We start from the raw sequence: 24422 nt of genomic DNA on the forward strand, positions 1-24422 counted from the left end.
TCGCGTCCAGCGGCTCCTGGTGCTGCCTTATGTCCGACGGTACCTTGCCGGGCCCTGTGTTCGGGTCCCCCTTGGCAGGGTTCACTTTGACGTGGACCTTGCCAAGGGGGCCTGAGCGTGTGCCGCTCCGGGTCAGCGGACCGCGTCGTTGTTCATCTTCCGGGTGGAGATGATCTGGTCGACGATGCCGTACTCCAGCGCCTCCTCGGCCGTGAGGATCTTGTCGCGCTCGATGTCCTCGCGGACCTGCTCGAGCGGCCGGTTGGAGTGCTTGGCCAGCATGTTCTCCAGCTGCTCACGCATCCGGGTGAACTCGTTGGCGATGATCTCCAGGTCGGAGAGCTGACCGCGGCCGGTGGAGCCGGCCGGCTGGTGGATCAGCACCCGGGAGTTCGGCAGCGCCATGCGCTTGCCCGGCGTACCGGCGGCGAGCAGGATGGCCGCGGCGGAGGCCGCCTGGCCCATGCACACCGTCTGGATGTCGGGCTTCACGAACTGCATGGTGTCGTAGATGGCCGTGAGGGCCGTCATGTCGCCACCGGGGCTGTTGATGTAGATCGAGATGTCCCGGTCGGGGTCCATCGACTCCAGGCACAGCAGCTGCGCCATGACGTCGTTGGCCGACGCGTCGTCGATCTGGACGCCCAGGAAGATCACGCGCTCCTCGAAGAGCTTCGCGTACGGGTCGTACTCGCGGATGCCCTGGGAGGTGCGCTCGACGAAGCGCGGGATGACGTAGCGGCTCTCGGGCCGGGGCCCTTCGTACATGCCGCTGGCGGCGCCGGGGAAGTTGCTCATGGGGTGTTCACCGTCCTGGTGGCGTTCTGGGGGCTGGGGTCGTGGCGGTGCGTGGCGTGGCCGGGCCGGTCAGGCACCGGTGCCGCCGCCTCCCGGAACACCCGAGGCGTGCGTGATGATCTCGTCAATGAGACCGTACTCCTTGGCCTCTTCCGGGGTGAACCAGCGGTCGCGGTCGCCGTCGCGGATGATCGTCTCGACGGTCTGGCCGGAGTGGAGCGCGGTCAGCTCGGACATGCGCTTCTTGGTGCGCATCAGGTACTCGGCCTGGATCTTGATGTCCGAGACCGTACCGCCGAGGCCCGCGGAGCCCTGGTGCATCATGATGTCCGCGTGGGGCAGGGCGAAGCGCTTGCCCGCGGAGCCGCCGGTGAGCAGGAACTGGCCCATCGAGGCCGCCATGCCCATGGCGATCGTGACCACGTCGTTCGGGATGTACTGCATGGTGTCGTAGATCGCCATGCCGGCCGTCACCGAGCCGCCGGGACTGTTGATGTAGAGGTAGATGTCCTTCGTCGGGTCGGCGGCGAGGAGCAGCAGCTGTGCGGTGATCTTGTTGGCGATGTCGTCGTCAACCTGCTGGCCGAGGAAGATGATCCGCTCGCCGAGCAGCCGGTTGTAGACCTGGTCGCCGAGGCCACCACCGATGGAAGGCTCGCCGGCGGCGGAGGGCATCAGATTCGTCACGTATCCACCTGCTCGTCTTACGACGGCGCCGGGCCGTCTCACGTCGTCCTGCCGGAGGCTTGGCTGGGGTTTCAGGAGACTCCCCTGCCCCCGTATTCAAGGACCCTAACGCTCAGGTCCCCTCGGGGAATCCCGGAGATGGGAGTGTTCGCCGGGGGCGTAGCGCGCGGGGCTCTGCGGGGGCGCCTGGAGCGGAGTACGGGAACGTAGCGCGCGGGGCTCTGCCGGGGCGCCTGGAGCGGACCGCGAGAGGTACTGCGGAAATCGTCGGACCGCGGGCGTACGGGGGCCGGACGCGGGGTTCCCCGCGCCCCTGACGCTCCCCCGGCGGTACCCCCGTGGTACGACGAACGGGCCCCTGGGAGAGTCCCCAGGGGCCCGTCTACGTCGTCAGAGGCGCCGGCAGGCCGCTCAGCCCTCGGTCGTCTCCTCGGAGGCCTCGGAGGCCGGAGCCTCGGCAGCGGCCTCCGTCTCCTCCTCCTCGTCGTCCAGGTCGATGACCTCGCCGTTGGTGTCCTTCACCGTGGCGGCCTCGACCACGACGGCCAGGGCCTTGCCACGGGCGACCTCGCCGACCAGGAGCGGCACCTGGCCGCCCTCGACGACGGCCTGGGCGAACTGGTCGGGGGACATGCCGGAGGACGCCGCACGCCGCATGAGGTGCTCGGTGAGCTCCTCCTGGTTGACGTTGAGGTTCTCCTTCTTGACCAGCTCGTCGAGGACGAACTGGGTCTTGATGCCCTTGACCGCGGCCTCGCGGGTCTCGGTCTCGAACTCCTCGGCGGTCTTGCCCTGGATCTCCAGGTACTTGTCGAGGGTGAGGCCCATCTGGCCGAGCTGGTGGTGCTCCAGGTTGTGCTTGCGGGTGTTGATCTCGTCCTCGAGCAGCTTCTCGGGGACCGGGACCTCGACCAGCTCGAGGAGCTTCTCCAGGACGCGCTCCTGGGCCTGGGTGGCCTGGTCGTACTGCTTCATGTTGGCCAGGCGCTTGCGGCTGTCGGCCTTCAGCTCGTCCAGGGTGTCGAACTCGGAGGCGAGCTGCGCGAAGTCGTCGTCCAGCTCGGGCAGCTCGCGAGCGGCGACCTGGGTGACCTTGACGGTGACCTCGGCCTCCTTGCCCGCGGCGGAGCCACCCTTGAGCTCGGAGGTGAAGGTGGCCTCGCCACCGGCCTCCAGGCCCTTCACGGCGTCGTCGATGCCGTCCAGCAGCTCACCGGAGCCGATGGTGTAGGAAACGCCGTTGGCGATGCCGTCCTCGAGGACCTCGCCGTCGACCTTGGCCTCCAGGTCGATGGTGACGACGTCGCCGTCCTCGGCGGCCCGCTCGACCGGGGAGGTGGAGGCGAAGCGCTCGCGGAGCTGCTCGACCGACTTCTCGACGTCCTCGTCGGTGACCTCGACGGCGTCGACCTCGACCTCGATGCCGGAGTAGTCCGGGATCTCCAGGGCCGGGCGGACGTCGACCTCGGCGGTGAAGTTCAGCGTCTCGCCGTCCTTCAGCTCCGTGATGTCGACCTCGGGCTGGCCCAGCGGGCTCAGCTCGGCATCGTTGACCGCCTCGGTGTAGAACTTCGGAAGCGCGTCGTTGACGGCCTCCTCCAGCACCGCACCGCGGCCGAACCGCTGGTCGATGACGCGGGCCGGGATCTTGCCCTTGCGGAAGCCCTTCACCGTGACCTGCTGGTTGATCTTCTTGTACGCCGCGTCGAGGCTGTCCTTGAGCTCCTCGAAGGGCACCTCGACAGTGAGCCGAACCCGGGTCGGGTTCAGGGTCTCCACGGCGCTCTTCACGGTTCGGTCTCCTTGTGGCTGACTTCTTGGTTTCTGCCGGAGCCAGACTGGTCCGGCGGATTTCGCCGCCCGGAGGAGTTCGTAGGCCGAGTGGGCCGGGACACACGGGCGCGCAGCTTGCATAGTAACCGCAGCCCGGTCAGCGCCCCAAAAGGCGATCATCACGACGCCGTGAGCCGGTGGTCGGGGTGGCGGGATTTGAACCCACGGCCTTCCGCTCCCAAAGCGGACGCGCTACCAAGCTGCGCCACACCCCGTCTGGTGCGACACGTAGGGTACATGCCCCGGCCGGATCCGTCGGCCGCTTTATCCGCTGCCGCATGCGTGGCATCGCCGCAGTCCAACAGGTTGGCCTCCGCGGCGGGCGACCCGCTACGATGCACTGCAGTGCCGCGGTCACCGACCTGCGGCGCGCGCTTGCGGGCGTAGCTCAATGGTAGAGCCCTAGTCTTCCAAACTAGCTACGCGGGTTCGATTCCCGTCGCCCGCTCTGCAGGCCGAAGGCCCAGGCGAGAGGATGCTTCTCTCTCTGGGCCTTCGGCATGTGCCGGCTCTGGGCCTTCAGCACGTGCCGGGGCCGCGCAGGCCCCCATGCCGGGTGATCAGCGGCGCGCGGAAGAGCGGTCGCCGGAGAACTGATCCACCGGGCGGGCAGCTGCGGCGGCCATGAGGGCCAGCAGCAGGCCGATTACGCCGACAATGATGTTGTTGACTATGGTCCTGGTGGTGCTGACGTCACCTGCCACAACCCACGGCGCGACGATCGTCCACGCGCTCAGCACGCAAGCGCCCCAGGCCATGCTGTGCGAACGCTCGTATGCCCGTCCGAAGCCACCGCTCATGAGGACGGCGTAGGCGATGCCGACGATCAGATTGTTGACCGCCAGGGTGGAGAGGTTGTTGAATCCCGCGATCCACGGTGAGGCCGCGAGGTAGAGCCCCGTGATCAGGGCCATGGCCTCGACGGCCTGCGCCCTCGGGGTGGTCGCGACGCCTTCGGCCATCTCGTGCCGATTGCGCATCGCGATGATGTCGGGATGGCTTTCCATGTCCGGCCGGGAGTGAGTCGTCATTGCATTTCCTCCGAATTGCCCGTTATGTGCCCTACGTGAGGATGAGTACCCCGCAGGGGCGGGACAACCGTCCCGAATTGCTGAGCCCCAGGAACCGCTGGAAGAGGCGGTCGGTCGGGCCGGGCAGCGCCCCATTGCGGTGCGGGCGCTGGTGAAAATCACTCGTCGAGGCCACATGCGGCGACCGGCAGCAGCGGCTGACACCCACTGGCGGGAACAGGGGCGGTCGGCGCCGGCCCGCACAGGCGGCGTACGTCCACGGACTAGACCACTCGGATGCCGTAGGGACACACAGCGCGCCGCCGCGCACGATGGGTGCCGACCCCGCATACACGAAGGCGGGGTCCGTGCGGGTGACGCGGGGGCCGTCCTCGGCGAGCATCACGTTGGCCGGTTTCAGCTCCCGGTGCACCACGTCGGCGCGGTGGATGTCGCGCACGACCTCGGCGAGGCCGGCGGCGAGTTCGCACCGGCGACCGGGGCAGCGGGCCGGGGCGGCGGACGTGGGCGCCGAGGTCCCGCCGGGATGTGGGGCGTGGCCGTCCGGGGGCGCGGCGCATCGGCGTCCGCGTCCATCACGGGTGCCGGGAAGGCGCCGCCGACCTGCCGGGCGGAGGCCACCTCGCGGCGATGGGGGTCCCCCGCTCGAGCGGAGCCGAGAGGGGGGAGGATGCGGAACTCGTCGTCGGCCTACCGGCCGCGGACGACCTTCACGGCCAGTCGGCGGCCGCGGGCCGAGCGGGCCGGGTACACCACGCCCATGCCGCCGCCGGGACGGTGCTCGGTCCGGCAGCCGCCCACTTCCCGCGGATCCGAGTCGCGCAGCGCCATCCCCGGGCGTCCCGTTGGTTCAGTCGTCCAGCGGCGCCGGCCCGCCCCGCCGGAGTCAGAAGCTGATCGAGTTGATGGTCTCGGCTATCGAGTTCAGGAACCGGTTGATGGACGGCGCCATACCGGTCGAGGCGAGGAAGAAGCCGAAGAGGACGGCGACGATGGCTGGGCCCGCCTTGATGTTCCCCCCTCGGATCAGCACTACAAGGATGATCGCCAACAGCAGCACCACGGACAGTGAAATGGCCACAACTGATCACACCCTCGGTCGGTCCGCTCTCCCGGCCCTGGGGTACGGCCCGCACCCCCGCCAGAACCATCGTGCCACCAACCCGGCCCCGGTATGCGGCTCGTGACGCAACGTTGGACGAGGACCCGGCGAGTGCGGCGCCCCGCACGGTAATTCGACAGGGCGCCCGCACCCGACTCCCCGAGAAATTACGCATGTTCGTTTCAGTGTCCACACATCCTGTGCGCAGTAATTCGAATTGCCGACATCGAGGCGACTTATGCCCCAATTAGTCAGGATGAATCGGGACATCAGGGGTGAACGGTGGGCTTCGACGTGCCCACCATCACGTGGACAGGGAAGGTAAGTTATGCGAATCAGGGGGTACCCGAGCGGGATAACCAGGAATGACCGCGGGGGTTTTACGAAATCCCACAGTCGACGCTAGGGTGCCTGAGATGTTTGACGCCGCCTCGTCCCCCGGCCAGAACCGCAGGCCACTCCCCCCGGCACAGTCGTCGGCCGACGGAGTGCCCAGTCCGCGTACCCCGATGAGTGCGCCGACGCGACAGGCGCCAACGGACAGGGCGGACAGACCCGGCAAACAGCGCGACGCGTTCTTCGACAACGCCAAGTTCCTCGCGATCGTGCTCGTCGCGATGGGGCACGCCTGGGAGCCGCTGAAGGGCGACAGCCGGATCCTGGAGGCCCTGTACACGGTGGTGTACACCTTCCACATGCCGGCCTTCATCATCATCTCCGGCTTCTTCTCCCGCGGTTTCGACATGCGCCCGGACCGGCTGAAGCGGCTGATCACCGGTGTCGCCGTGCCGTACATCCTCTTCGAGACGGCCTACCCCCTCTTCAAGCGCGTCGTCGACCACGCCCCCGACCAGGACATCAGCCTCCTCGATCCCTGGTACCTGACCTGGTTCCTGGTGGCCCTGTTCATCTGGCGGCTCACCACACCGATGTGGAAACTGGTGCGCTGGCCACTGCCGCTGGCCATCGGCATCGCCATGCTGGCCAGCGTCACCCCGAGCATTGGCGACGACCTCGACCTGCAGCGCGTCCTGCAGTTCCTGCCGTACTTCGTGCTCGGTCTGTGCATGAAGCCCGAGCACTTCCACCTGGTGCGCCGCCGCTCGGTGCGGATCGCCTCGGTGCCGGTGTTCGCGGCCGCCCTCGCGGTCGGCTGGTGGGCGGTGCCGCGTATGAACACCGCGTGGTTCTACCACCGTGACTCCGCGCAGGAGCTGGGTGCCCCGTGGTGGTGCGGCCCGGTGATGGTGCTCGCCATGCTGGGCTGCTCGCTGCTGCTGACGGCCTGCTTCTTCGCCTGGGTGCCGCGCCGGAACATGTGGTTCACGGCCCTCGGCGCGGGCACCCTGTACGGCTACCTGCTGCACGGCTTCCTGGTGAAGTTCGCCGACTACCGGGGCTGGTTCGACCACGCCTGGCTGCACCGCCCGCTCGGCGAGATCGCGGTGACCGCCGTCGCGGCCGCCGTCGTCACGCTGCTGTGCACCCGGCCGGTGCAGCGGGTGTTCCACTTCGCGATGGAGCCGAAAATGGAGTGGGCGTTCAAGAAGGACGCGGCCGAACTGGCCCGCGAGCGCCGGCCCAAGGAGCTCGAGCGCGAGAAGGTCGGCGCCTAGGTCCTGTCGTCGCACCCCCCTCGCCTCCGGGCCGGCGGCCGGAGTTCGACGACAGGGCCTGCTCACCCTTGCTCGAGACCGAGAAGTGCGCGCATCCGTGCGTATTTCTCGGTCAGTCGTCTCCGGGTCGGCTCGTCCAGGACCGCGAGCCGACCGGGGTCGGCGTTGTGTGCCAGGTCGGCCTCCTTCACCAGCAGCGCGCCCGGGGTGGCGAGGATCCGGCGGGCGTAGGCCTCCGGCCCCTCCCCCGTCCGCTTGGTGACGGCGCGCACGATGGCCTTGGTGCGCGGGGTGAGACCGGCTCCCTCCAGCCATTGCGGCGACAGCGCGTCGTCCTCGACCGCGTCGTGCAGCCAGGCCGCTGCGATCTGGTCGGCGTCTCCGCCGCGGGCTCGTACGCCCTCGGCGACGGCCGCGAGGTGTTCCGCGTACGGCCGTCCCGCCTTGTCGGTCTGCCCTTCGTGGGCGGCGCGTGCGAGGCCCTCGACTTCGGCCAGGCTGAGTTGCGTCTCGGTCACCCCTCCAGTGTCTCCCGGCGCAGCGCCGCCCGGGCCGGGCCGGTGAGCGCGGCGGAGGAAGAACCCACCCCGGCACGCCCCCGCGGATCAAGGCACGCCCCCGCGGATCATGACGCGCCCCATCCGTCGTGCCGCCGCCGGGGCCTCGTCCCCTGACCGCGCCTGTCACGCACCCGGGCGTGGGGCCCGGGTGGCTCAGCGGGCCGCCGCTGAGGTCTGGCGGCAGATCAGGAGGAGGGCGCGGTCGTCGTTGACGTCCTTCGCGACCGCCTCGATGAGGTGCCAGGCGGCGCCGTGGAAGCCGCCGGCGACATAGCGGTCGGCCTCGCCGGTGAGCCGGTCGATGCCCTCCACGATGTCCCGGTCGGAGGTCTCCACCAGACCGTCCGTGAACAGCATCAACACGTCCCCGGGCCGGAGCGAGCCCTTCACGGAGTCGAATTGGGCGCCGTCGTACACACCCAGCAGCGGGCCCTCGGCCGCCTTCTCCTCCCAGCGGCCGCTGCCCGCGCTCAGCTGCAGCCCCGGCGGATGGCCCGCCGAGTACAGCTCGTAGTCGCCGGAGTCCAGGTCGAGGACCAGATGGATGGAGGTGGCGAAGCCCTCCTCCCAGTCCTGGCGGAGGAGATAGCCGTTGGCCGCCGGGAGGAAGGCGTGCGGGGGAAGCGAGCCCAGCAGGCCGCCGAACGCCCCCGAGAGCAGCAGGGCACGCGACCCCGCGTCCATGCCCTTGCCGGACACGTCCGTGAGCACGACCTCCAGGGTGCGGCCGCCGTTCGTACGGGCCGCGACGACGAAGTCGCCGGAGAAGGACTGGCCGCCCGCCGGGCGCAGTGCCATCTCGTGGTGCCAGCCCTGCGGCAGCTTCGGCAGCTTGCTCTGCACCCGGATCCGCTCGCGCAGGTCGAAGAGCATGGTGCCGCCGCGCCGCCAGGGCACGCCGACCCGGCTGCGGAACTGCGCGGTCAGCAGCCCGAAGAAGCCGCATGCGGCGACCACCAGGACCACGCCCGGGGTGACCCGCGACGGCCCCTCGGTGTACGGGCCGAGCCGCACCGACTCCACGATCAGCGCGGTGGCCGCCGCCGCGTACAGGCCCAGCAGGCTCGCCGGGCGCAGCAGCAGGCCGCCCGCGACGATGGGCAGCACCAGGGTGGCCGGGGAGCACCAGACCGAGTTGCCGAGGGTCATGGCCGCGAGGACGGGGATGGTGAGCAGCAGACCGACCAGTGCGATCCAGTCCGAGCCGTCACCGCGGAAGTAGTCCACCGCGCTTCTGCGCAGGCCGACGCGGGCCCGGTGCCACTGCATCTTCCACCGGGCCGTGAACGTCTCGGCCTTCGCGCGCCGCCCTCGTCCTGCTGCCATTAGTTCGGGACCCTATCCATCGGACCAGCCGCTTGGCACGGGAGGTTCCACTTGTCCCCCGTCCGAGGCTCAACTTCGCGGTTCAACCACTCAGTGAACTTCACCGGGCGCCATCTCGCCGCCGACCGGGACAAATTCGCTGGCTCGCCCCGCAATGCCCTGATAGGCATGGTGCATGGCGACTGAGCGTGCGACCGAGTTGAAGGTGCTGCGCCCGGAGGAGTTCGATCCCTGGTGGGACGGGCTGCTCCGCGCCTTCGGCGGCGGTTCGGCCTCACTCGAAGAGCGCGAACTGGACAAATCCCTCACCGAATTCGATCGTTCGCTGGCCGTGTGGGACGGGGAGGCGATAGTCGGGACGGGTGGGGCGTTCAGCTTCCGTATGACCGTGCCCGGCGGCGCCCTGGTGCCGGCCGCGGGGGTCACCATGGTGAGCGTGGCCGCCACGCACCGGCGGCGCGGGGTGCTCACCTCGATGATGCGGCGCCAGCTGGACGATGTGCGCGCCCTGGGTGAGCCGTTGGCGGTGCTGACCGCCTCCGAGCCGGCGATCTACGGCCGCTTCGGTTACGGCGCCGCCACCTTCCAGCTGCACGCCGAGATCGACACGAGCCGGGTGCCACTGGCGTTGCCGGCCGGCACCGAGGACGTACGCCTGAGGTACGCGAAGCCCGCCGACGTCCTCGCCGAGTGCGAGGCGGTGTACGCGGCGCTGGTGCCGCGCCGGCCCGGGATGCTGGCCCGGCAGCCCGGCTGGGAGCGGGCGGGGCTGCTCGACCCGGAGAGTGAGCGAGGGGGCGCGTCGGCGCTGCAGTGCGTGGTGGCCGAGCGGGACGGCGAGGTCACCGGCTACGCCCGCTTCCGCACCAAGCTCGGCTGGGGTCCGAGCGGGCACGACGGCACCGTGACGCTGGAGGACCTGGCCGCTCTGGACCCGGCGACCGACGCGGCGCTGTGGCGCTTCCTGTTCGACATCGACCTGATGACGACGCTGACCGTGCGGGGGCGGCCGCTCGACGACGCCTGGCAGTACTTGGTCTCCGACATCCGGCGCTGCAGGACGAGGCTGCGGGACTCGTGCTACGTCCGTCTCGTCGACGTCGGAACGGCGCTCGCGTCCCGGACGTACCAGGCGCCGGTGGACGTCGTCCTCGACGTCGAGGACGCCTTCTGCCCCTGGAACACGGGGCGTTGGCGGCTGACCGGGGACACGAAGGGCGCGTCCTGCGAGCGGACCTCCGATGCGGCCGATCTCGCCCTGTCCGTAAGGGAGTTGGCGGCGGCCTACCTCGGTGGCGTGACCCTGCTGTCGCTGGCGGGCGCCGGGCGGGTACGGGAGCTGCGGCAGGGGGCGCTGACGGAGGCGTCGGTGGCGTTCGGCTCGCCGGTGGCGCCCTGGCTGCCGCACGGTTTCTAGCGCCCGGTCAGGGTTTCTGGCAGGTCGGGCACCAGAAGAGGTTGCGGGCGGCGAGGCCGGCGGTGCGGATCCCGGTGCCGCAGATGTGGCAGGGCAGGGTGGCCCGGCGGTAGACGTACACCTCGCCGCCGTGGTCGTCCACGCGCGGCGGCCGGCCCATGGCCTCGGGCGTGTGTTCCGGGCGGACGGTGTCGATGCGGTTGTGGCGGACGCCCTCGCGCATCAGCTCCACGAGATCGGCCCAGACGGCGTCCCACTCGGCCGGGGTGATGTCCCTGCCGGCCCGGTACGGGTCGATGCCGTGCCGGAACAGCACCTCGGCGCGGTAGACGTTGCCGACGCCGGCGATGACCTTCTGGTCCATCAGCAGGGCGGCGACCGTCGTACGGCTGCGGGAGATCTTCCGGTACGCCGCGCTCGGGTCGGCGTCCGCACGGAGCGGGTCCGACCCGAGGCGGTCGTGTATGGCCTGCTTCTCGGTGTCCGTGATCAGTGCGCAGGTGGTGGGGCCGCGCAGATCCACGTACGAGGTGTCGTTCGCGAGCCGGAGCCGGACGGTGTCGGTGGCCGGGGGCGCCGGGGCCGGGCCGAAGCCGACCTTGCCGAAGAGGCCGAGGTGGATGTGGACCCAGTCGGTGTCCCGGAACCGGAGGAAGAGGTGCTTGCCGTGGGCCTCGGTACCGGTGAGCTCGGCACCGTCCAGCAGATCCGCGGCGTCGGAGAACTTGCCCTGGGGGCTGGTCACCCGGGGCGCCGTGCCGGAGAAGCGGGCGGCGTAGTCGTGCGCCAGCCGGTGAATCGTGTGCCCCTCTGGCACGGCTCCTGTTCCTTCCAGCCCCCGGGGGAGCCTCAGTCCTGCTGCGGGTGGTGGGCCGGGATCGGCGGGAGGTCTCCCGTCGTCTCGTAGGCCGACAGCATGTCGATGCGGCGGATGTGACGCTCGTCACCGGAGAACGGCGTGTTGAGGAAGATCTCGACGAACTTGGTCGCCTCCTCCGTGCTGTGCATCCGCGCACCCACGGCCACGACGTTGGCGTCGTTGTGCTGCCGCCCCAGCGCGGCCGTCTCCTCGCTCCAGGCGAGAGCCGCGCGCACCCCCTTCACCTTGTTCGCGGCGATCTGCTCCCCGTTGCCGGAGCCGCCGATCACGATGCCGAGAGCGTCCGGGTCGGCGGCCGCCTTCTGCGCGGCACGCAGACAGAAGGGCGGGTAGTCGTCCTGGGCGTCGTAGATGTGGGGCCCGCAGTCGACGGGCTCGTGCCCCGCCTCCTTGAGCCATTCGACGAGGTGGTTCTTGAGTTCGTAGCCCGCATGGTCGGAGCCGAGATACACGCGCATGGGACGAGTGTGACACGGCCGTTTCCGGGCAGCAGCTTCGGGTGTCGGCGCGAACACATGTGAGCCAGGCCATAGAACCTCAAGGGAACCTCAAGTAACAATACGGATTCAAAGGTTCCCCATTTCATTCGCCTCCGATTCACTGGACCGGCTCGTACACCGCTCGTGCGAGCCCCCGTACCCCGCCGCACAACGGCACCCCCGCTCGTACGGGAATCGCTCCACCGGCGCAAAGGAAATCCGTCCCATGACCCCTGGTTCCGGACTTCAAGCAGGCCTCAAGAACCGACACCTCACGATGATTGCCATCGGCGGTGTGATCGGTGCCGGACTCTTCGTCGGCTCCAGCTCCGGCATTGCCACGGCCGGCCCCGGCATCCTGCTGTCCTACGCCCTCGTCGGCACCCTCGTCGTCCTCGTGATGCGGATGCTCGGCGAGATGTCCGCCGCCAACCCGACCTCCGGATCGTTCTCCGCGCACGCCGACCGTGCGCTCGGCCGCTGGGCCGGTTTCTCCATCGGCTGGCTCTACTGGTTCTTCTGGGTCGTCGTGCTGGCCGTGGAGGCCACGGCCGGTGCGAAGATCCTCGAAGGCTGGATGCCGGCCGTGCCGCAGTGGGGCTGGGCGCTCATCGTGATGACCGTCCTGACCGCGACCAACCTGGTCTCGGTCGGCTCCTACGGCGAGTTCGAGTTCTGGTTCGCCGGCATCAAGGTCGTGGCGATCGGCGCGTTCATCGTCGTCGGCGCGCTGGCCATCTTCGGCGTGCTGCCGGGCGTGCACAGCGACAAGGCCGGCTTCTCCAACCTCACCTCGCACGGCGGCTTCCTGCCGCACGGCCCCGGCGCCATCCTCACCGGTGTGCTGCTGGTCGTCTTCTCCTTCATGGGCAGCGAGATCGCCACGCTGGCGGCCGGCGAGTCGGAGGACCCGCAGCGCGCGGTCACCAAGTCGACCAACAGCATCATCTGGCGTATCGGCGTCTTCTACCTGGGCTCGATCCTGATCGTCGTCTCGCTGCTGCCGTGGAACGACGCCTCGATCGCCAAGGACGGCTCGTACGTCGCCGCCCTGAACTCCCTGGGCATCGCGCACGCCGGTCAGATCATGAACGTCATCGTGCTGACCTCGGTGCTGTCCTGCCTCAACTCCGGCCTGTACACGGCGTCCCGGATGGCGTTCTCGCTCGGTGAGCGCGGTGACGCGCCGAAGGTGTTCGCCCGTACGACGTCCCGGGGCGTGCCGATGGCGGCGATCATCGCCTCCGTCCTCTTCGGCTTCGTCGCGGTCTTCTTCAACTACAAGTTCCCGGACACGATCTTCCTCTTCCTGGTCAACTCCTCCGGCGCGGTCGCGCTGTTCGTGTGGCTGGTGATCTGCTTCTCGCAGCTGCGGATGCGGAAGATCATCCAGCGTGAGGCGCCGGAGAAGCTCGTCGTGAAGATGTGGCTGTACCCGTACCTGACCTGGGCGACGGCCGGCCTGATCGTGGGCGTGCTCGTCTACATGCTCTTCGACACGAAGCACGACGGGCAGGAGACGGTGCTGCTGTCGCTGCTGGTCGCGGCGCTCGTGCTGGCGGTCGCCTTCGTGAAGGAGAAGGTGACGGCGGGCCGCAGGACCGAGGTGCCCGCGGCCGAGGCGACCGAGAAGGTCACCACGGGCTGACGTACGGCTGCTTCCGGCTCACAGCACGGTGAAGGTCTCCTTCACCGTGCTGTACGTCTTCACGGCCTGCGTTTCGATCCCCGGCTGGTACCAGGTGTTGATCTGGTACGACTTCCCGTCCTCGTCGAAGCCGAGCAGGCGGGCGTGCCAGGGGGTGCCCTTCAGGGTGAAGGTGTACTCCCAGACGACCGCCGGGCGCCCCTGGAAGCTGGTCTCCGCCAGCCGGATCTTGACGTAGTCCCGCCCCTGCCGGGCGTCCTTCTCCGACCGTCGCCAGGTGTCGAGGAGGTCGCCACGGGCCAGCGACGACTTGGCGACGAGTTCCTGTCGCCCGTCGGGCGAGGTGTAGTGCACCTCGGCGCCCGTCTGCACGTCCCTCCGCCACCCTCGCGGCGGTACCCACGCGAATCCGCCCGCCTCCGTGCGTGCGCCGGGGGGCGGGCCGGGAGGTCTTGAGGTGCCCTCGACGGTCGGGGAGGCGGCCGTCGGCGAGGAGGCGGTGGACGAGGAGGCGGTGGCGGTTCCGCCGTGCGCACCCTCCCGTCGGCCGCCTCCGCCGGAGGTGGCGAGCAGCACGGCGACCACGATGCCGGCGGCCACGACCCCGAGCGCGGCGAGCAGCGCGGTACGGCGGGGCCGGGGGCCGGCAGGTACCTCCGGCGGCTCGAACGGCATGCCCACGCGGCGCTCGGTCTCCGCCCGGGCGCGGCCCACCGAGCCACCGGACGGCTCCGTGGGAACGCCCCCGAAACCCACACCGACACGCCTCGCCCCGCTTCCCCCGGGCAGCCCGACCAGACCACCACCGACGGGGCCCGAGCCCCCTCCGGCGGGGGCGGATCCACTGCCGACCTGACCAGGAGCCGTCCACCCGTCCCGAGCCCCCTCGGCCGTTCCAGGCCCCACTCCCACCGCCCCGCTGCCCGCCGACCCAAGTGCCCCGGAACATGGGCTCTCCTTCGCGGGCCCCGGCGGACCAGGAGCCGTCCACCCGTCCCGAGCCCCCTCGGCCGTTCCAGGCCCCACTCCCACTTCCTCGGCACCCTCCGCCCCGCTGCCCGCGCCCTCACCTCCCGCTGTCCCAGGACCCGCCGCCTCGGCCCCAGGCGGCCCAAGATCCACCACCTGGGCCCCAGCCGACTCCGGCCCCACCGCCCCGGCGCCCACCGCCCCGCGGTCCGCCCCTTCGACCCCCGTCGGCCCGAGATCCACCGCTTCACCGGCAGCCGACCCCGGCCGCACCGCCTCGTGGTCCGTCGGCCCGGGTGCGCCGGGATCTGGGCGCTGCGGCGCCGGTTCCGTCGGGCCCGGGGCCGGCGGGTCAGGAGCCGTTCGCTCGGGCGCGGCACGCTCGGCTGTTCCGGGACCGGCTTCCACCGAGCCGGGCCGGCTCGGCGGTCCCGGCACGCCCGGAAGGGTCGGGGACGGGGGAGGGTATGCCGTCAGTCGCAGGGCCGTCTCCACCTCCGTGAGGGCGGGGCGGGTCGCCGGGTCCTTCCTCAGCAGGGCGGCGAGGAGGTTTCCCAAGGAGCCTGCGGAGGGCGGGAGTTCGGGCTCCTCGTAAAGGACTGCGTGCAGTGTCGCCAAGGTCGTGTCGCGGGAGAACGGGGAGTGGCCCGCCAGGGCGGCGCAGAGGGTCGCCCCGAGGGACCACAGGTCGGACGGCGGCCCCTGTCGGCGGCCGGAGACACGTTCGGGTGCCATGTAGTCGGGGGAGCCGACGAGCATGCCGACCATGGTGAGAGCCTTGGCGTCCTGGATCGCGGCGATGCCGAAGTCCGTGAGGACCACTCGGCCCGACCCGGTACTCCCGTCCTCGACCAGGACGTTCCCCGGTTTGATGTCCCGGTGCAGCACACCCCCCGCGTGCACCTGCCGAAGCGCCGCCGCCAGCCCCAGCCCGATGCGCGCGGTCGCGCGCGGGCTCAGCGGGCCCTCCTCCGTCATGATCCGCTCCAGTGAGCGGCCGGGGACCAACTCCATGACGATCCAGAGGCGTTCGCCTTCGTCCACCACGTCGTACACGCGTACCACGTTGGGGTGGTCGATCCGCGCCGTCGCCCTGCCCTCGCGCAGGGTGCGTTCCCGGCGGGTGCGGATGTCCTCCGCGTCCTGTCCGTCGATGCGTATTTCCTTCACCGCGACCAGCCGGTCGAGTATTTCGTCGACGGCCCGCCACACCCGCCCCATTCCCCCCTGCCCGATGCTTTCGACCAGCCGATAGCGCGCGTTCACCAGCAGTCCCGGAATCCCGCCCGCCCCCGCCCCTCCCGCTTTCCCCATAATTCCCGGCAATGCGCCGCACCCCCCTCAACGACCGCCTCTGCTGAAACACAACGGTCACACTTCGCGCCGTACCAGCATAGTGCGGGGAAATCTTGTGGTACCTCTTCAAGTACTGCGATTCAGGCGCAGTCCAGGGGGTCGCAAGGGGGGCGAACATGAGTTCTCGTCGCTGGGCGGGCATCACGGGATCGCTGGTCACGGCATCTTTCTCGGCCGTGATGATGCTTTCGTGGACGGCCGCCGCCGATGACCAGGGACCGGGGAGCGAGAAGGGGGGAAAGGTGGTCGACGAGGCACCGGCGGGGGTGCGGCTGCGCACCCTGCTGCCGGAGAGGATCTCGGTCGACAACAGTTCGAAAAAGACGGCGATTACCGCCACGGTGAAGAACGAGGGAACCAAGGACAGCGACGGCATCCGGCTTTTGGTGGTCGGCTTCGGCGGACTGAAGATCACCGACGTCCGGGGCTGCTCGGCGATCGCGGAAAAAGACCTGCCGGAAGGCTCGAACAGCGGTTTCAGTTGCCCGGTCGGTCCGCTCGCGGCCGGGAAGTCCACCTCGTACGCGGTGCGCGCCACGTACGACCTGAGCAAGGCCGGGAAGATCTGTCTGCCCGTGCAGAGCACGGACGGGAAGAAGACCTTCTGGCAGCAGGGCCCGGTGCCCTTCGGCACGACCAACCCGTCGCCGAACGCCCCGGCCACCCCCCTGCTCCTCGGAACCGACAACAAACCGGCCGCACCGGGCGGCGACGAGCTGCCGAAGACCGGTGTGGGGCGTGACGTACTGCCCCTGGGTGCCGCGGGCGCCGCACTGATCGCAGTCGGCGCGGCTGGAGTGTGGTGGTCGCGGCGTGGGCGGCAGGAGACCTGACCCGCAGCAGGAGCGGCCGCATAACCTGACGGGATCTGTCAGGTTATGCGGCCACTCTGTGCGTCATGACCTTCGTGGACATCGGCAACAGCGCGGATCTTCTTCTGCTCCGCCCGGGCGACCCGGGCTACGAGGACGAACTCGCCGGATTCCAGCTCGGTTTCACCCAGCGGCCCGCGGTGATCGTGGCCGCCCGCTCGGCCGCGGACGTGGTGGCGGCCGTGCGGTACGCGGCCGCGCAGAACCTGCCCGTCGGCGCCCAGGCGACCGGGCACGGACTGCCCGGCTCCTTCGAGGGCGGGGTGCTGGTCACGACCCGGCGGCTGGACGGCATCACCGTCGACCCCGGGGCCCGTACCGTCCGGGTGCAGGCCGGGGTGCGCTGGGGGCAGGTGGTCGCGGCGGCCGAACCGTACGGCCTGGCGCCGCTGAACGGCTCGGCGCCGGGCGTGGGCGCCGTGTCGTACACCCTGGGTGGCGGACTCAGCATCCTGGCCCGGCAGTTCGGGTACGCGGCGGACCACGTGCGGTGGCTGGACGTCGTCACCGCCGACGGCGAAGCGCGGCACGTCACCCGGGAGTCCGACCCCGACCTGTACTGGGCGCTGCTCGGCGCCGGGCAGAACCTCGGCATCGTCACGGAGCTGGAGATCGGGCTCGTACCGGTGCGGACGCTGTACGGCGGCTCGGTCTCCTTCGACGGGCGTGTGGTGGACCCGGCCACGGTGCTGCGGGCGTACGAGGCGTGGACGCGCACCGTGCCGGACGGGCTGACCTCGTCCTTCGCCGCGGTGCCGTACCCGGACCTGCCCGGGCTGCCGCCGCACCTGCGCGGACGGTACGTCATCTCCCTCAGGGTCGCTCACACCGGCGCCGGCGGCGAGGAACTCGTCGCGCCGCTGCGGCAGATCGGGCCGGTGCTCGCGGACTCGCTGCGCACCATGGCGTACGCCGAGAGCCACACCATCCACAGCGACCCGGACTTTCCGCACGCCTACTACGGGGACAGCGCGGTGCTGCGGGAGCTGGACGTGGAGCGGGCGGGGGAGCTGCTGAGGCTGACCGGGCCTCAGGCGGCCGCGATGTGTGTCGTCCAGGTCAACCATCTGGGCGGGGCGCTCGGCCGGCCCGCGCCGAACGCGGTGCCGTACCGCGAAGGGCGGTTTTTGGTACGGCTGCTGACCGTGGGCGAGCGGGAGCAGGCGCGGACCGTGCTCGACCCGGCGTTCGCGCTGCTGGCGCGGGAGACGCTCGGCCGGTCGCTGAACTTCGTCTTCGGGGCAGGGGACCGGGGCGCGGGGCTGTACGACCCGGAGACGCGCAAGAGGCTCGCCGGGCTCAAGGAGCGGTACGACCCGGCCGGCCTCTTCCGCAGGGGGTACGGCGTCAGCGCTTGCTGACGAACTTCCAGGCGGTGGGCAGCGCGCCCATCGCCAGGGCCGCCTTCAGGGCGTCGCCGATCAGGAACGGGGTGAGGCCGTTCGCGATGGCCTGGGACGCGGACATGTCGGCGGCCAAAGCCAGGTAGGGGACGCCGACGGCGTAGATGACGGCCTCGCCGAGGATCATCGTGCCCGCCATGCGCAGCGGGGAGCGGTCGGCACCGCGGCGGGCCAGGGCGCCGACGGCGGCGGAGGCGAGCAGCATGCCGAGGATGTAGCCGAACGAGACGGCGCCCGAACCGGAGGTGCCGCCCGCGAACCACGGCACACCGACGACGCCGGCGACGGCGTACAGCGCGAGGGAGAGGAAGCCGCGGCGGGTGCCGAGTGCGGTGCCGACGAGCAGCGCGGCGAAGGTCTGGCCGGTCACCGGCACCGGGGAGCCGGGTACCGGGACCGACAGCTGGGCCGCGAGACCGGTGAGGACGGCGCCGCCGAGCACGAGGGCGGCGTCGCGCACGCGGGCGGGGGCACCGCCCTGCTCGAGCGAAGCCGAGAGCTTGGGGGAGGGAAGGAGGTCGGCGAGGACTGCGCCGATAGGGGTCCCCCCTGACCGAGCGGAGTCGAGGTCTTGGGGAAGGCCGGCGGCGGCGGTGCTCATGGGGACTCCGCGGATGGTGTGGGCACAGGGAACACCGTGACGCTATACCGGCGTCCGGGCGCCGATCACCGTCAGTGCTCGACAAAGGCGGTAACGGACCCTTGGTGGGCTCCATACAAAGGATGTGGGTTACACCCGGTACGGCGTGATGCCGGTCACTGAGGTGGAGTGGCCCATGGTACGAAGCGGTGTGACGGCCCGTCTGTCGGGTTCCGCCAAAGGCGCGGTGGCCGTCTCGCCCGTCGGTCGCCGTCTGGGCAGCGCGGGGGCGTTTTGCTAGCTTCGAGCGCATGGTTGCCCAGGCCCGGTACTTCACGTCGCGTCGCTATGTCGACCTGCGGCGCCAGGGCACGGCCACCTGTCGCCGCCCCGGGTAGAGGCGGGCCCCGGCACGCCTCTCCTTCCGAGACGTGTCGGCTCCGTTCCCGAGGACGGCTTCTCCATGCCCCGAACCGCGGCATCCACTCTTGTCTCCCCCGTGCCCCGTGCCGCCGACAGCGATCGGCGGCGTACGAGTGCCAGCGTCGTGCTGCGGTCCGTGCTGGAGCACGGGCCGGTGGCGCGCAGCACCATCGCGCGGCTGACCGGCCTGTCGCCCGCGTCGGTGACCGAGCACTGTGCCCGGCTGGCCGGGCTCGGGCTGATCCGCGAGGAGGCGGCACCCCGCCGTTCCAACGGGGTCGGCCGGCCGCATGTGCCCGTGGACGTCGACAGCGAGCGGTTCGTGGTCGGCGGGGTGCACGTGGCCGTGCCGTACACCACGGTCGCGCTGCTGGACCTGCGCGGCCGGGTGCTGGCCGAGCGGCGGCTGAAGCACGAGCGGACCGACCCGGGCCGGGTGCTCGCCCGGGCCGCCGAGGGCCTCGACGCACTGCTCGCCCAGGCGCCGGGGCGCCGGCCGCTGGGGGTCGGGGTCGCGGTCGGCGGCTGGGTGGACCGGGAGGCGGGCACCGTGGTCGAGCACGAACTGCTGGGCTGGCGCGAGGTGCCGGTGCGGGAGCTGCTGGGCGCCCGCACGGGGCTGCCGGTCCATGTGGACGGCCACGCACGGGCGTTGGTCAACGGTGAGCGACTGTTCGGGCGGGCCCGGGGCAGCCGCAGCGTGCTGCATCTGTTCGTCGGCAATGTGGTCGACGCGGCCTTCGCCACCCATGACGAGGTGCACTACGGGCCCCGTTCGCAGGCCGGTGCGATCGCCCACCTCCCGGTGCCGGGCGGCACCGAGCCGTGCGCGTGCGGCCGTACGGGCTGCCTGCAGGTCGAGCTGAGCGAGCGGACGCTGTGCCGGCGGGCCCGGGCGGCCGGGGTGATCGACGGGGTGAACCCGATGCACGTGGTGGCCGCGGCCGCGGCCGGTGACGCGGCGGCCCTGCGGCTGCTGGTGGAGCGGGCCCGGACGACCGGACGGGCGGCCGGGCTGCTGCTGGACGTGCTCAACCCGGAGATCGTGGTGGTGACCGAGGTGGGTGTCATGCACTTCGAGGACTGCCTGACCGCGCTGCGGGAAGCGGCCGGAATACGTCGTGCGGCGGCCGTGCTGCCGACCAGTTTTCCGGAGTCGGTGCTGGCGGTGGCGGGCGGCTCAGTGGTCCTTGACGTGCTGTATCGGGATCCGCTGGGTGCCTCACCAGAGGCTATTTAATTCAGAAGCTCGGAATGTTGACAGAGGTCGCCCATGGCCGGGAACATCCTGCTCATGAACCCGCTCACGAGCTGTCGCACCCTCTGTTGCTGACACATTGCCGCGCATGAAGCGCGTGTTTCCGTCTGCGTGAGTTCACTTATTCCGGCACCCTCCCCGTCCGGGATTCACCCCTTTCCGGTATTCGGCCCGCCTGGAATTCCTTCTGCCTTTCCGCCCCGTGCATCCAGGGAGTTCTCCCATGTCTGCTCCATCCGTCTCCGGCCTCGACCGCCGTCTGTTCCTCTCCTCCCTGCTCGGTGCGTCCGCCGCCGTCGCCGGTCTCAGCGGCTGCGCCAAGGGCGACGCGTCCGCCGAGACCAAGGGGGCCGCCACCAAGCCGCTCGCCGACAAGGTCCCGGCCGGCACCAGTCTGAAGATCGCCTCCTACCAGAACACGCAGCAGTTGCAGTTCAAGCTGGCGAAGCTGCCCAAGCTGCCGTTCACGGTGGCCGGCTGGGTGAACATCGGGGCCGGCCCGGACGTCATCAACGCCTTCCGCGCCAAGTCCCTGGACCTCGCCAACAACGCGGGCATCCCGCCGATCCAGGCGCACTACCAGGGCTTCGACGCGAAGATCGTGGCGATCAACATCACCCGCAAGCCCAACTACCTCTTCGCCACCAAGCCCGGCAGCGACATCCGCACGGTCGCGGACTTCAAGGGCAAAAAGCTCGCGTTCTCGCAGGGCCAGGCCCAGGGCGTCGTACTGCTGCGGGCGCTGAAGAAGGCGGGCCTGAAGTACGACGAGGTGAAGCTGGTCCCGCTGACCAGCAACCAGTTCCTGACCGCCCTGCAGTCCGGCCAGGTGGACGTGGCCCCGCTCGGCAACACCCAGGCGCCCGCCTATCTCAGCCAGTACGGGTCCAAGGGCGCCCACACCATCACCACCGACGTGGTCGACCTGCTCAACCTGCTGTGGGCGCCGCAGTCCGTGCTCGCCGACCCGGCGAAGGCCGCCGCGGTCGCCGCCTACATCCCCGAGTGGGCCAAGGGCCAGGTGTGGACGTACGAGCACCCGGACGTGTGGAACGAGGAGTTCTACGTCAAGACGCAGAACCTGACCCTGAAGCAGGCGCAGGGCATCTCCGAGCTCGCCAACAAGCCGCTGTTCCCGCCCAGCTGGGACGAAGCGATCCGGTGGGAGCAAGAGACGGCCGACCTGCTCGCCGCGGGCGGCTTCGTGAAGAAGTTCGACGTCTCCTCACTCTTCGACCACCGCTTCGAGGCCATCGCCGCCAGGGCCGTACCGGCGGAGTACCGGAGGTGAGCGCCGTGACCACGACCACGACCGCCGTGGCGGTGACGGCCGCCGAGGAACTGCCGCAGGTCCGCCGGCGCCGCCGGCTCTCCCCCGGCCGCCAACTGCCCGCCGCCCGGCTCGTCGGCCCGCTGGTGGTGCTCGCCCTGTGGGCCGCCGCCTCGGCCGCCGGAGCGCTCGACACGGGTGCCATCCCGGCGCCTTGGACGGTGCTCAGGACGGGCATCCACCTGTGGACCGACGGCACCCTGCCGACCGACGTGCTGACCTCGCTGAAGCGGGCCGCGTACGGCTTCGCGATCGGCCTGACCGCCGGGGTCGCCCTCGCGCTCGCCTCCGGGCTCAGCCGCACCGGTGAGGCGCTGATCGACGGGACCGTGCAGCTCAACCGGGCGATCCCGACCCTCGGTCTGATCCCGCTGTTCATCCTCTGGCTGGGCATCGGCGAGACCTTCAAGATCGCCATCATCGCGATCGTCGTCTACATCCCCATCTACCTGAACGCGCACTCCGCGCTGTCCGGCATCGACAGCCGGTTCGTCGAACTCGCCGAGGTGCAGGGCCTGTCGAGGCTCGCCTTCATCCGGCAGGTCGTGATCCCCGGCGCGCTGCCCGGATTCTTCGTGGGACTCCGGCTCGGCGTCACCGGCTCCTGGCTGGGCCTGGTCGTCCTGGAGCAGATCAACGCCACCAGCGGCCTCGGCTACATGATGTTCCAGGCGCAAAACTACGGCCAGACCGACGTCATCCTGGTCGGCCTGCTGATCTACGGCGTCTTCGGCCTGGTCTCCGACAGCGTGGTCCGTCTCATCGAACGGAGGGTGCTGTCGTGGCGACGCACACTGAGCAGCTGACCCGGCCCGCCGTCCAACTGCGCGGTCTGACCCGGTCGTTCGAGGAGCGTACGGTCCTCGACGGCATCGACCTCGATCTGCCCGCCGGGCAGTTCACCGCCCTGCTCGGGCACAGCGGTTCGGGCAAGTCCACCCTGCTGCGGGCCGTCGCCGGACTCGACCACGGGGTGGCCGGCAGCGGCCGGCTCACCGCGCCCGAGCGGGTGTCGGTCGTCTTCCAGGACTCCCGGCTGCTGCCCTGGCGGCGGGTGCTGGACAACGTCCTGCTGGGCCTGGACGGCAAGGACGCCGAGGAGCGCGGCCGGGCCGCGCTGGAGGAGGTGGGCCTCAAGGGGCGCGAGCGGGCCTGGCCGGGCGAGCTGTCCGGCGGCGAGGCGCAGCGCGCCGCGCTCGCCCGCTCGCTGGTCCGTGAGCCGGAACTCCTGCTGGCCGACGAGCCGTTCGGGGCGCTGGACGCACTCACCCGGATCAGGATGCACAACCTGCTGCGCGAGCTGTGGAAGCGCCACCGGCCCTCCGTGCTGCTCGTCACCCACGACGTGGACGAGGCGATCGTGCTCGCCGACCGGGTCCTCGTCCTGGACCAGGGCCGTATCGGCCTCGACCTGACCATCGACCGACCCCACCCGCGCTCCTACCGCGAGCCGGTGCTGGGCGAATACCGCGAGCGGCTGCTGGCCGCCCTCGGCGTCACGGAGGACCACGCATGACCCGACGGCTCCACCTGAACGCGTTCTTGATGAACACCGGCCACCACGAGGCCTCGTGGCGGCTGCCGGAGACCGACCCGTACGCGCACGTCGACCTCGCCCACTACGTCGGCCTGGCCAGGATCGCCGAACGCGGCACCTTCGACTCCCTCTTCCTCGCCGACGGCCCCCAACTGTGGGGCAACCTGGCCCAGCGCCCGGCCGGCGCCCTGGAACCGCTCACCCTGCTGACCGCGCTGGCGACCGCCACCGAGCACATCGGCCTGATCGCCACCGCCTCCACCTCCTACAACTCCCCCTACAACCTGGCCCGCAAGTTCGCCTCGCTGGACATCATCAGCGGCGGCCGGGCGGGCTGGAACATCGTCACCACCGCAGGCGTCGAAGCCGCCCGCAACTTCGGCCTGGACGCCGAACCCGCGCACGCCGAGCGGTACGCCCGCGCCGCCGAGTTCCTCGACGTGGCCCTCAAGCTGTGGGACAGCTGGGAGGACGACGCGATCGTCGGCGACAAGGCGGCCGGGGTCTGGGGCGACGACGCCAAGATCCATCCGCCCCGGCACCAGGGGACGTACTTCAGTGTCGAGGGCGCCCTCAACGTGCCGCGCTCCCCACAGGGTTATCCGCTGCTGGTGCAGGCGGGCTCCTCGGAGGACGGCAAGGCCTTCGCCGCCCGGTGCGCGGAGGCGGTGTTCACCGCCCAGCAGACCCTCGCCGACGCCCAGGCCTTCTACGCCGACCTCAAGTCCCGTACGGCGGCGGCCGGCCGGGATCCCGAGCACATCAAGGTGCTGCCCGGCATCGTCCCGGTGCTCGGGTCGACGCAGGCGGAGGCGCGGGCCAACGAGCAGATCCTCGAGGACCACATCGTGTACGCGCACGGCGTGGGCCGCCTGGAGAACCTGCTGCGGCTGGAGCCCGGCACGCTGGAGCTGGACGCCCCGCTGCCGGACGACCTGCCGCCCGAGTCCGCCATCGAGGGCGCCAAGAGCCGCTACACGCTCGTCGTGGAGCTGGCCCGGCGCGAGCGGCTGACCGTACGGCAGCTGATCGGGCGGCTCGGCGGGGGACGCGGGCACCTCACCTTCGCCGGGACGCCCGAGCAGGTCGCCGACCAGCTCGAGACCTGGTTCACCCAGGGCGCCGCCGACGGTTTCAACATCATGCCGGCTGTGCTGCCCTCCGGTCTGGAGGCGTTCGTCGAGCACGTCGTACCGCTCCTGCGCACCCGCGGGCTGCTCCGCACCGCCTACGGGCCCCGCCAGACCCTGCGGGAGCGCTACGGCCTTCCCCGTCCCGCCAACCAGTACCTCACGCCCGCCCTCGTGTGAAAGGACT

Annotated in this window: 21 protein-coding genes, 2 tRNA genes and 1 pseudogene; 11 read left to right on the forward strand and 13 right to left on the reverse strand. The window is 70.6% G+C overall.

What is annotated here, in order from left to right; all coding sequences use genetic code 11:
• Nucleotides 1–132 precede the first annotated feature (132 nt).
• From ACFZDC_RS31320 to ACFZDC_RS31335, 4 genes are all read right to left on the reverse strand, one after another.
• Nucleotides 133–798: an ATP-dependent Clp protease proteolytic subunit gene (locus ACFZDC_RS31320; RefSeq protein WP_391329160.1), complete on the reverse strand. Its 666-nt coding sequence runs from the start codon at nt 796–798 to the stop codon at nt 133–135.
• A 69-nt stretch (nt 799–867) separates the two neighbouring features.
• Nucleotides 868–1473, reverse strand: coding sequence for an ATP-dependent Clp protease proteolytic subunit (locus ACFZDC_RS31325; protein ID WP_391329257.1), 606 nt, complete (start codon nt 1471–1473; stop codon nt 868–870).
• A 423-nt stretch (nt 1474–1896) separates the two neighbouring features.
• Complete coding sequence (gene tig, locus ACFZDC_RS31330) at nt 1897–3276, reverse strand: trigger factor (RefSeq protein WP_391329161.1); 1380 nt, start codon at nt 3274–3276, stop codon at nt 1897–1899.
• A gap of 180 nt (nt 3277–3456) precedes the next feature.
• Nucleotides 3457–3533: transfer RNA gene (locus ACFZDC_RS31335), tRNA-Pro, on the reverse strand.
• A 162-nt stretch (nt 3534–3695) separates the two neighbouring features.
• On the opposite strand from ACFZDC_RS31335, the gene ACFZDC_RS31340 reads away from it, so the two are divergent.
• Nucleotides 3696–3766, forward strand: a tRNA-Gly gene (locus tag ACFZDC_RS31340).
• A 112-nt stretch (nt 3767–3878) separates the two neighbouring features.
• Here ACFZDC_RS31340 and ACFZDC_RS31345 read toward each other — a convergent pair.
• The 3 genes and pseudogenes from ACFZDC_RS31345 to ACFZDC_RS31355 all read right to left on the reverse strand — a co-directional run bounded on the left by ACFZDC_RS31345 (nt 3879) and on the right by ACFZDC_RS31355 (nt 5430).
• Nucleotides 3879–4349 carry an SPW repeat protein gene (locus ACFZDC_RS31345; RefSeq protein ID WP_391329162.1) on the reverse strand — a complete coding sequence of 157 codons (471 nt, stop codon included), beginning with the start codon at nt 4347–4349 and terminating at the stop codon, nt 3879–3881.
• Between the two features lie 355 nt (nt 4350–4704).
• A pseudogene (locus ACFZDC_RS31350) lies at nt 4705–5180 on the reverse strand (serine/threonine protein kinase); the annotation flags it as partial.
• A gap of 55 nt (nt 5181–5235) precedes the next feature.
• Complete coding sequence (locus tag ACFZDC_RS31355; protein WP_133921152.1) at nt 5236–5430, reverse strand: hypothetical protein; 195 nt, start codon at nt 5428–5430, stop codon at nt 5236–5238.
• A gap of 530 nt (nt 5431–5960) precedes the next feature.
• On the opposite strand from ACFZDC_RS31355, the gene ACFZDC_RS31360 reads away from it, so the two are divergent.
• Nucleotides 5961–7067, forward strand: a complete 1107-nt coding sequence (locus tag ACFZDC_RS31360) for an acyltransferase family protein (RefSeq protein ID WP_391329163.1) — start codon at nt 5961–5963, stop codon at nt 7065–7067.
• Nucleotides 7068–7129: 62 nt separating this feature from the next.
• On the opposite strand, the gene ACFZDC_RS31365 is transcribed toward ACFZDC_RS31360, so the two are convergent.
• Nucleotides 7130–7585: an HD domain-containing protein gene (locus ACFZDC_RS31365; protein ID WP_391329164.1), complete on the reverse strand. Its 456-nt coding sequence runs from the start codon at nt 7583–7585 to the stop codon at nt 7130–7132.
• Between the two features lie 195 nt (nt 7586–7780).
• Entirely contained in the window at nt 7781–8953 is a 1173-nt protein-coding gene (locus ACFZDC_RS31370; protein WP_391329165.1) for a SpoIIE family protein phosphatase, read from the reverse strand.
• A gap of 175 nt (nt 8954–9128) precedes the next feature.
• Here ACFZDC_RS31370 and ACFZDC_RS31375 point away from each other — a divergent pair, with 175 nt between their 5' ends.
• Complete coding sequence (locus ACFZDC_RS31375; RefSeq protein WP_391329166.1) at nt 9129–10370, forward strand: GNAT family N-acetyltransferase; 1242 nt, start codon at nt 9129–9131, stop codon at nt 10368–10370.
• Between the two features lie 7 nt (nt 10371–10377).
• On the opposite strand, the gene ACFZDC_RS31380 is transcribed toward ACFZDC_RS31375, so the two are convergent.
• Both ACFZDC_RS31380 and ACFZDC_RS31385 read right to left on the reverse strand, forming a co-directional pair.
• Nucleotides 10378–11187 carry a DNA-formamidopyrimidine glycosylase family protein gene (locus tag ACFZDC_RS31380; RefSeq protein WP_391329167.1) on the reverse strand — a complete coding sequence of 270 codons (810 nt, stop codon included), beginning with the start codon at nt 11185–11187 and terminating at the stop codon, nt 10378–10380.
• Between the two features lie 32 nt (nt 11188–11219).
• Nucleotides 11220–11708, reverse strand: coding sequence for a ribose-5-phosphate isomerase (locus ACFZDC_RS31385; RefSeq protein WP_391329168.1), 489 nt, complete (start codon nt 11706–11708; stop codon nt 11220–11222).
• A gap of 247 nt (nt 11709–11955) precedes the next feature.
• On the opposite strand from ACFZDC_RS31385, the gene ACFZDC_RS31390 reads away from it, so the two are divergent.
• Entirely contained in the window at nt 11956–13377 is a 1422-nt protein-coding gene (locus ACFZDC_RS31390) for an amino acid permease (RefSeq protein ID WP_391329169.1), read from the forward strand.
• Between the two features lie 18 nt (nt 13378–13395).
• On the opposite strand, the gene ACFZDC_RS31395 is transcribed toward ACFZDC_RS31390, so the two are convergent.
• The gene (locus ACFZDC_RS31395) at nt 13396–15612 is read right to left on the reverse strand and encodes a protein kinase (RefSeq protein WP_391329170.1); all 2217 of its coding nucleotides are present in this window, start codon (nt 15610–15612) and stop codon (nt 13396–13398) included.
• 206 nt (nt 15613–15818) lie between these two features.
• Between ACFZDC_RS31395 and ACFZDC_RS31400 the strand changes: the two genes are divergently transcribed.
• Together ACFZDC_RS31400 and ACFZDC_RS31405 are read left to right on the forward strand one after the other, a co-directional pair.
• The gene (locus tag ACFZDC_RS31400; protein WP_391329171.1) at nt 15819–16535 is read left to right on the forward strand and encodes an LPXTG cell wall anchor domain-containing protein; all 717 of its coding nucleotides are present in this window, start codon (nt 15819–15821) and stop codon (nt 16533–16535) included.
• Nucleotides 16536–16600: 65 nt separating this feature from the next.
• A complete protein-coding gene (locus ACFZDC_RS31405; RefSeq protein WP_391329172.1) occupies nt 16601–17935 on the forward strand; it encodes an FAD-binding protein in 1335 nt (444 codons plus the stop codon).
• On the opposite strand, the gene ACFZDC_RS31410 is transcribed toward ACFZDC_RS31405, so the two are convergent.
• A complete protein-coding gene (locus ACFZDC_RS31410; protein WP_391329173.1) occupies nt 17922–18578 on the reverse strand; it encodes a biotin transporter BioY in 657 nt (218 codons plus the stop codon). The two genes, ACFZDC_RS31405 and ACFZDC_RS31410, sit on opposite strands and share 14 nt — an antisense overlap.
• 442 nt (nt 18579–19020) lie before the next feature.
• Between ACFZDC_RS31410 and ACFZDC_RS31415 the strand changes: the two genes are divergently transcribed.
• The 5 genes from ACFZDC_RS31415 (at nt 19021) to ACFZDC_RS31435 (ending at nt 24415) form a co-directional block, all read left to right on the forward strand.
• Nucleotides 19021–20220 (forward strand): ROK family protein, encoded by a 1200-nt coding sequence (locus ACFZDC_RS31415; RefSeq protein WP_391329174.1) that lies wholly within the window; start codon nt 19021–19023, stop codon nt 20218–20220.
• 241 nt (nt 20221–20461) lie between these two features.
• Nucleotides 20462–21529 carry an ABC transporter substrate-binding protein gene (locus ACFZDC_RS31420; protein ID WP_391329175.1) on the forward strand — a complete coding sequence of 356 codons (1068 nt, stop codon included), beginning with the start codon at nt 20462–20464 and terminating at the stop codon, nt 21527–21529.
• Nucleotides 21526–22374 carry an ABC transporter permease subunit gene (locus tag ACFZDC_RS31425; RefSeq protein WP_391329176.1) on the forward strand — a complete coding sequence of 283 codons (849 nt, stop codon included), beginning with the start codon at nt 21526–21528 and terminating at the stop codon, nt 22372–22374. Before ACFZDC_RS31420 ends, ACFZDC_RS31425 begins: the two co-directional genes overlap by 4 nt.
• Nucleotides 22350–23084: an ATP-binding cassette domain-containing protein gene (locus ACFZDC_RS31430; RefSeq protein WP_391329177.1), complete on the forward strand. Its 735-nt coding sequence runs from the start codon at nt 22350–22352 to the stop codon at nt 23082–23084. Before ACFZDC_RS31425 ends, ACFZDC_RS31430 begins: the two co-directional genes overlap by 25 nt.
• Complete coding sequence (locus ACFZDC_RS31435) at nt 23081–24415, forward strand: NtaA/DmoA family FMN-dependent monooxygenase (RefSeq protein WP_391329178.1); 1335 nt, start codon at nt 23081–23083, stop codon at nt 24413–24415. The genes ACFZDC_RS31430 and ACFZDC_RS31435 overlap by 4 nt, the downstream gene beginning before the upstream one ends.
• Nucleotides 24416–24422 lie beyond the last annotated feature (7 nt).

Origin of the sequence: Streptomyces sp. NPDC007905 (assembly GCF_042959345.1) — a bacterium.
In the GTDB taxonomy this organism is placed as follows: domain Bacteria; phylum Actinomycetota; class Actinomycetes; order Streptomycetales; family Streptomycetaceae; genus Streptomyces.

Excerpts from the sequence above, each read along its gene's own strand:
- ACFZDC_RS31320 (WP_391329160.1), bottom strand. The coding sequence starts at position 798 with ATGAGCAACTTCCCCGGCGCCGCCAGCGGCATGTACGAAGGGCCCCGG.
- ACFZDC_RS31325 (WP_391329257.1), bottom strand. The coding sequence starts at position 1,473 with ATGCCCTCCGCCGCCGGCGAGCCTTCCATCGGTGGTGGCCTCGGCGAC.
- ACFZDC_RS31345 (WP_391329162.1), bottom strand. The coding sequence starts at position 4,349 with ATGACGACTCACTCCCGGCCGGACATGGAAAGCCATCCCGACATCATC.
- ACFZDC_RS31360 (WP_391329163.1), top strand. The coding sequence starts at position 5,961 with ATGAGTGCGCCGACGCGACAGGCGCCAACGGACAGGGCGGACAGACCC.
- ACFZDC_RS31370 (WP_391329165.1), bottom strand. The coding sequence starts at position 8,953 with ATGGCAGCAGGACGAGGGCGGCGCGCGAAGGCCGAGACGTTCACGGCC.
- ACFZDC_RS31375 (WP_391329166.1), top strand. The coding sequence starts at position 9,129 with ATGGCGACTGAGCGTGCGACCGAGTTGAAGGTGCTGCGCCCGGAGGAG.
- ACFZDC_RS31385 (WP_391329168.1), bottom strand. The coding sequence starts at position 11,708 with ATGCGCGTGTATCTCGGCTCCGACCATGCGGGCTACGAACTCAAGAAC.
- ACFZDC_RS31390 (WP_391329169.1), top strand. The coding sequence starts at position 11,956 with ATGACCCCTGGTTCCGGACTTCAAGCAGGCCTCAAGAACCGACACCTC.
- ACFZDC_RS31400 (WP_391329171.1), top strand. The coding sequence starts at position 15,819 with ATGAGTTCTCGTCGCTGGGCGGGCATCACGGGATCGCTGGTCACGGCA.
- ACFZDC_RS31405 (WP_391329172.1), top strand. The coding sequence starts at position 16,601 with ATGACCTTCGTGGACATCGGCAACAGCGCGGATCTTCTTCTGCTCCGC.
- ACFZDC_RS31410 (WP_391329173.1), bottom strand. The coding sequence starts at position 18,578 with ATGAGCACCGCCGCCGCCGGCCTTCCCCAAGACCTCGACTCCGCTCGG.
- ACFZDC_RS31415 (WP_391329174.1), top strand. The coding sequence starts at position 19,021 with ATGCCCCGAACCGCGGCATCCACTCTTGTCTCCCCCGTGCCCCGTGCC.
- ACFZDC_RS31420 (WP_391329175.1), top strand. The coding sequence starts at position 20,462 with ATGTCTGCTCCATCCGTCTCCGGCCTCGACCGCCGTCTGTTCCTCTCC.
- ACFZDC_RS31435 (WP_391329178.1), top strand. The coding sequence starts at position 23,081 with ATGACCCGACGGCTCCACCTGAACGCGTTCTTGATGAACACCGGCCAC.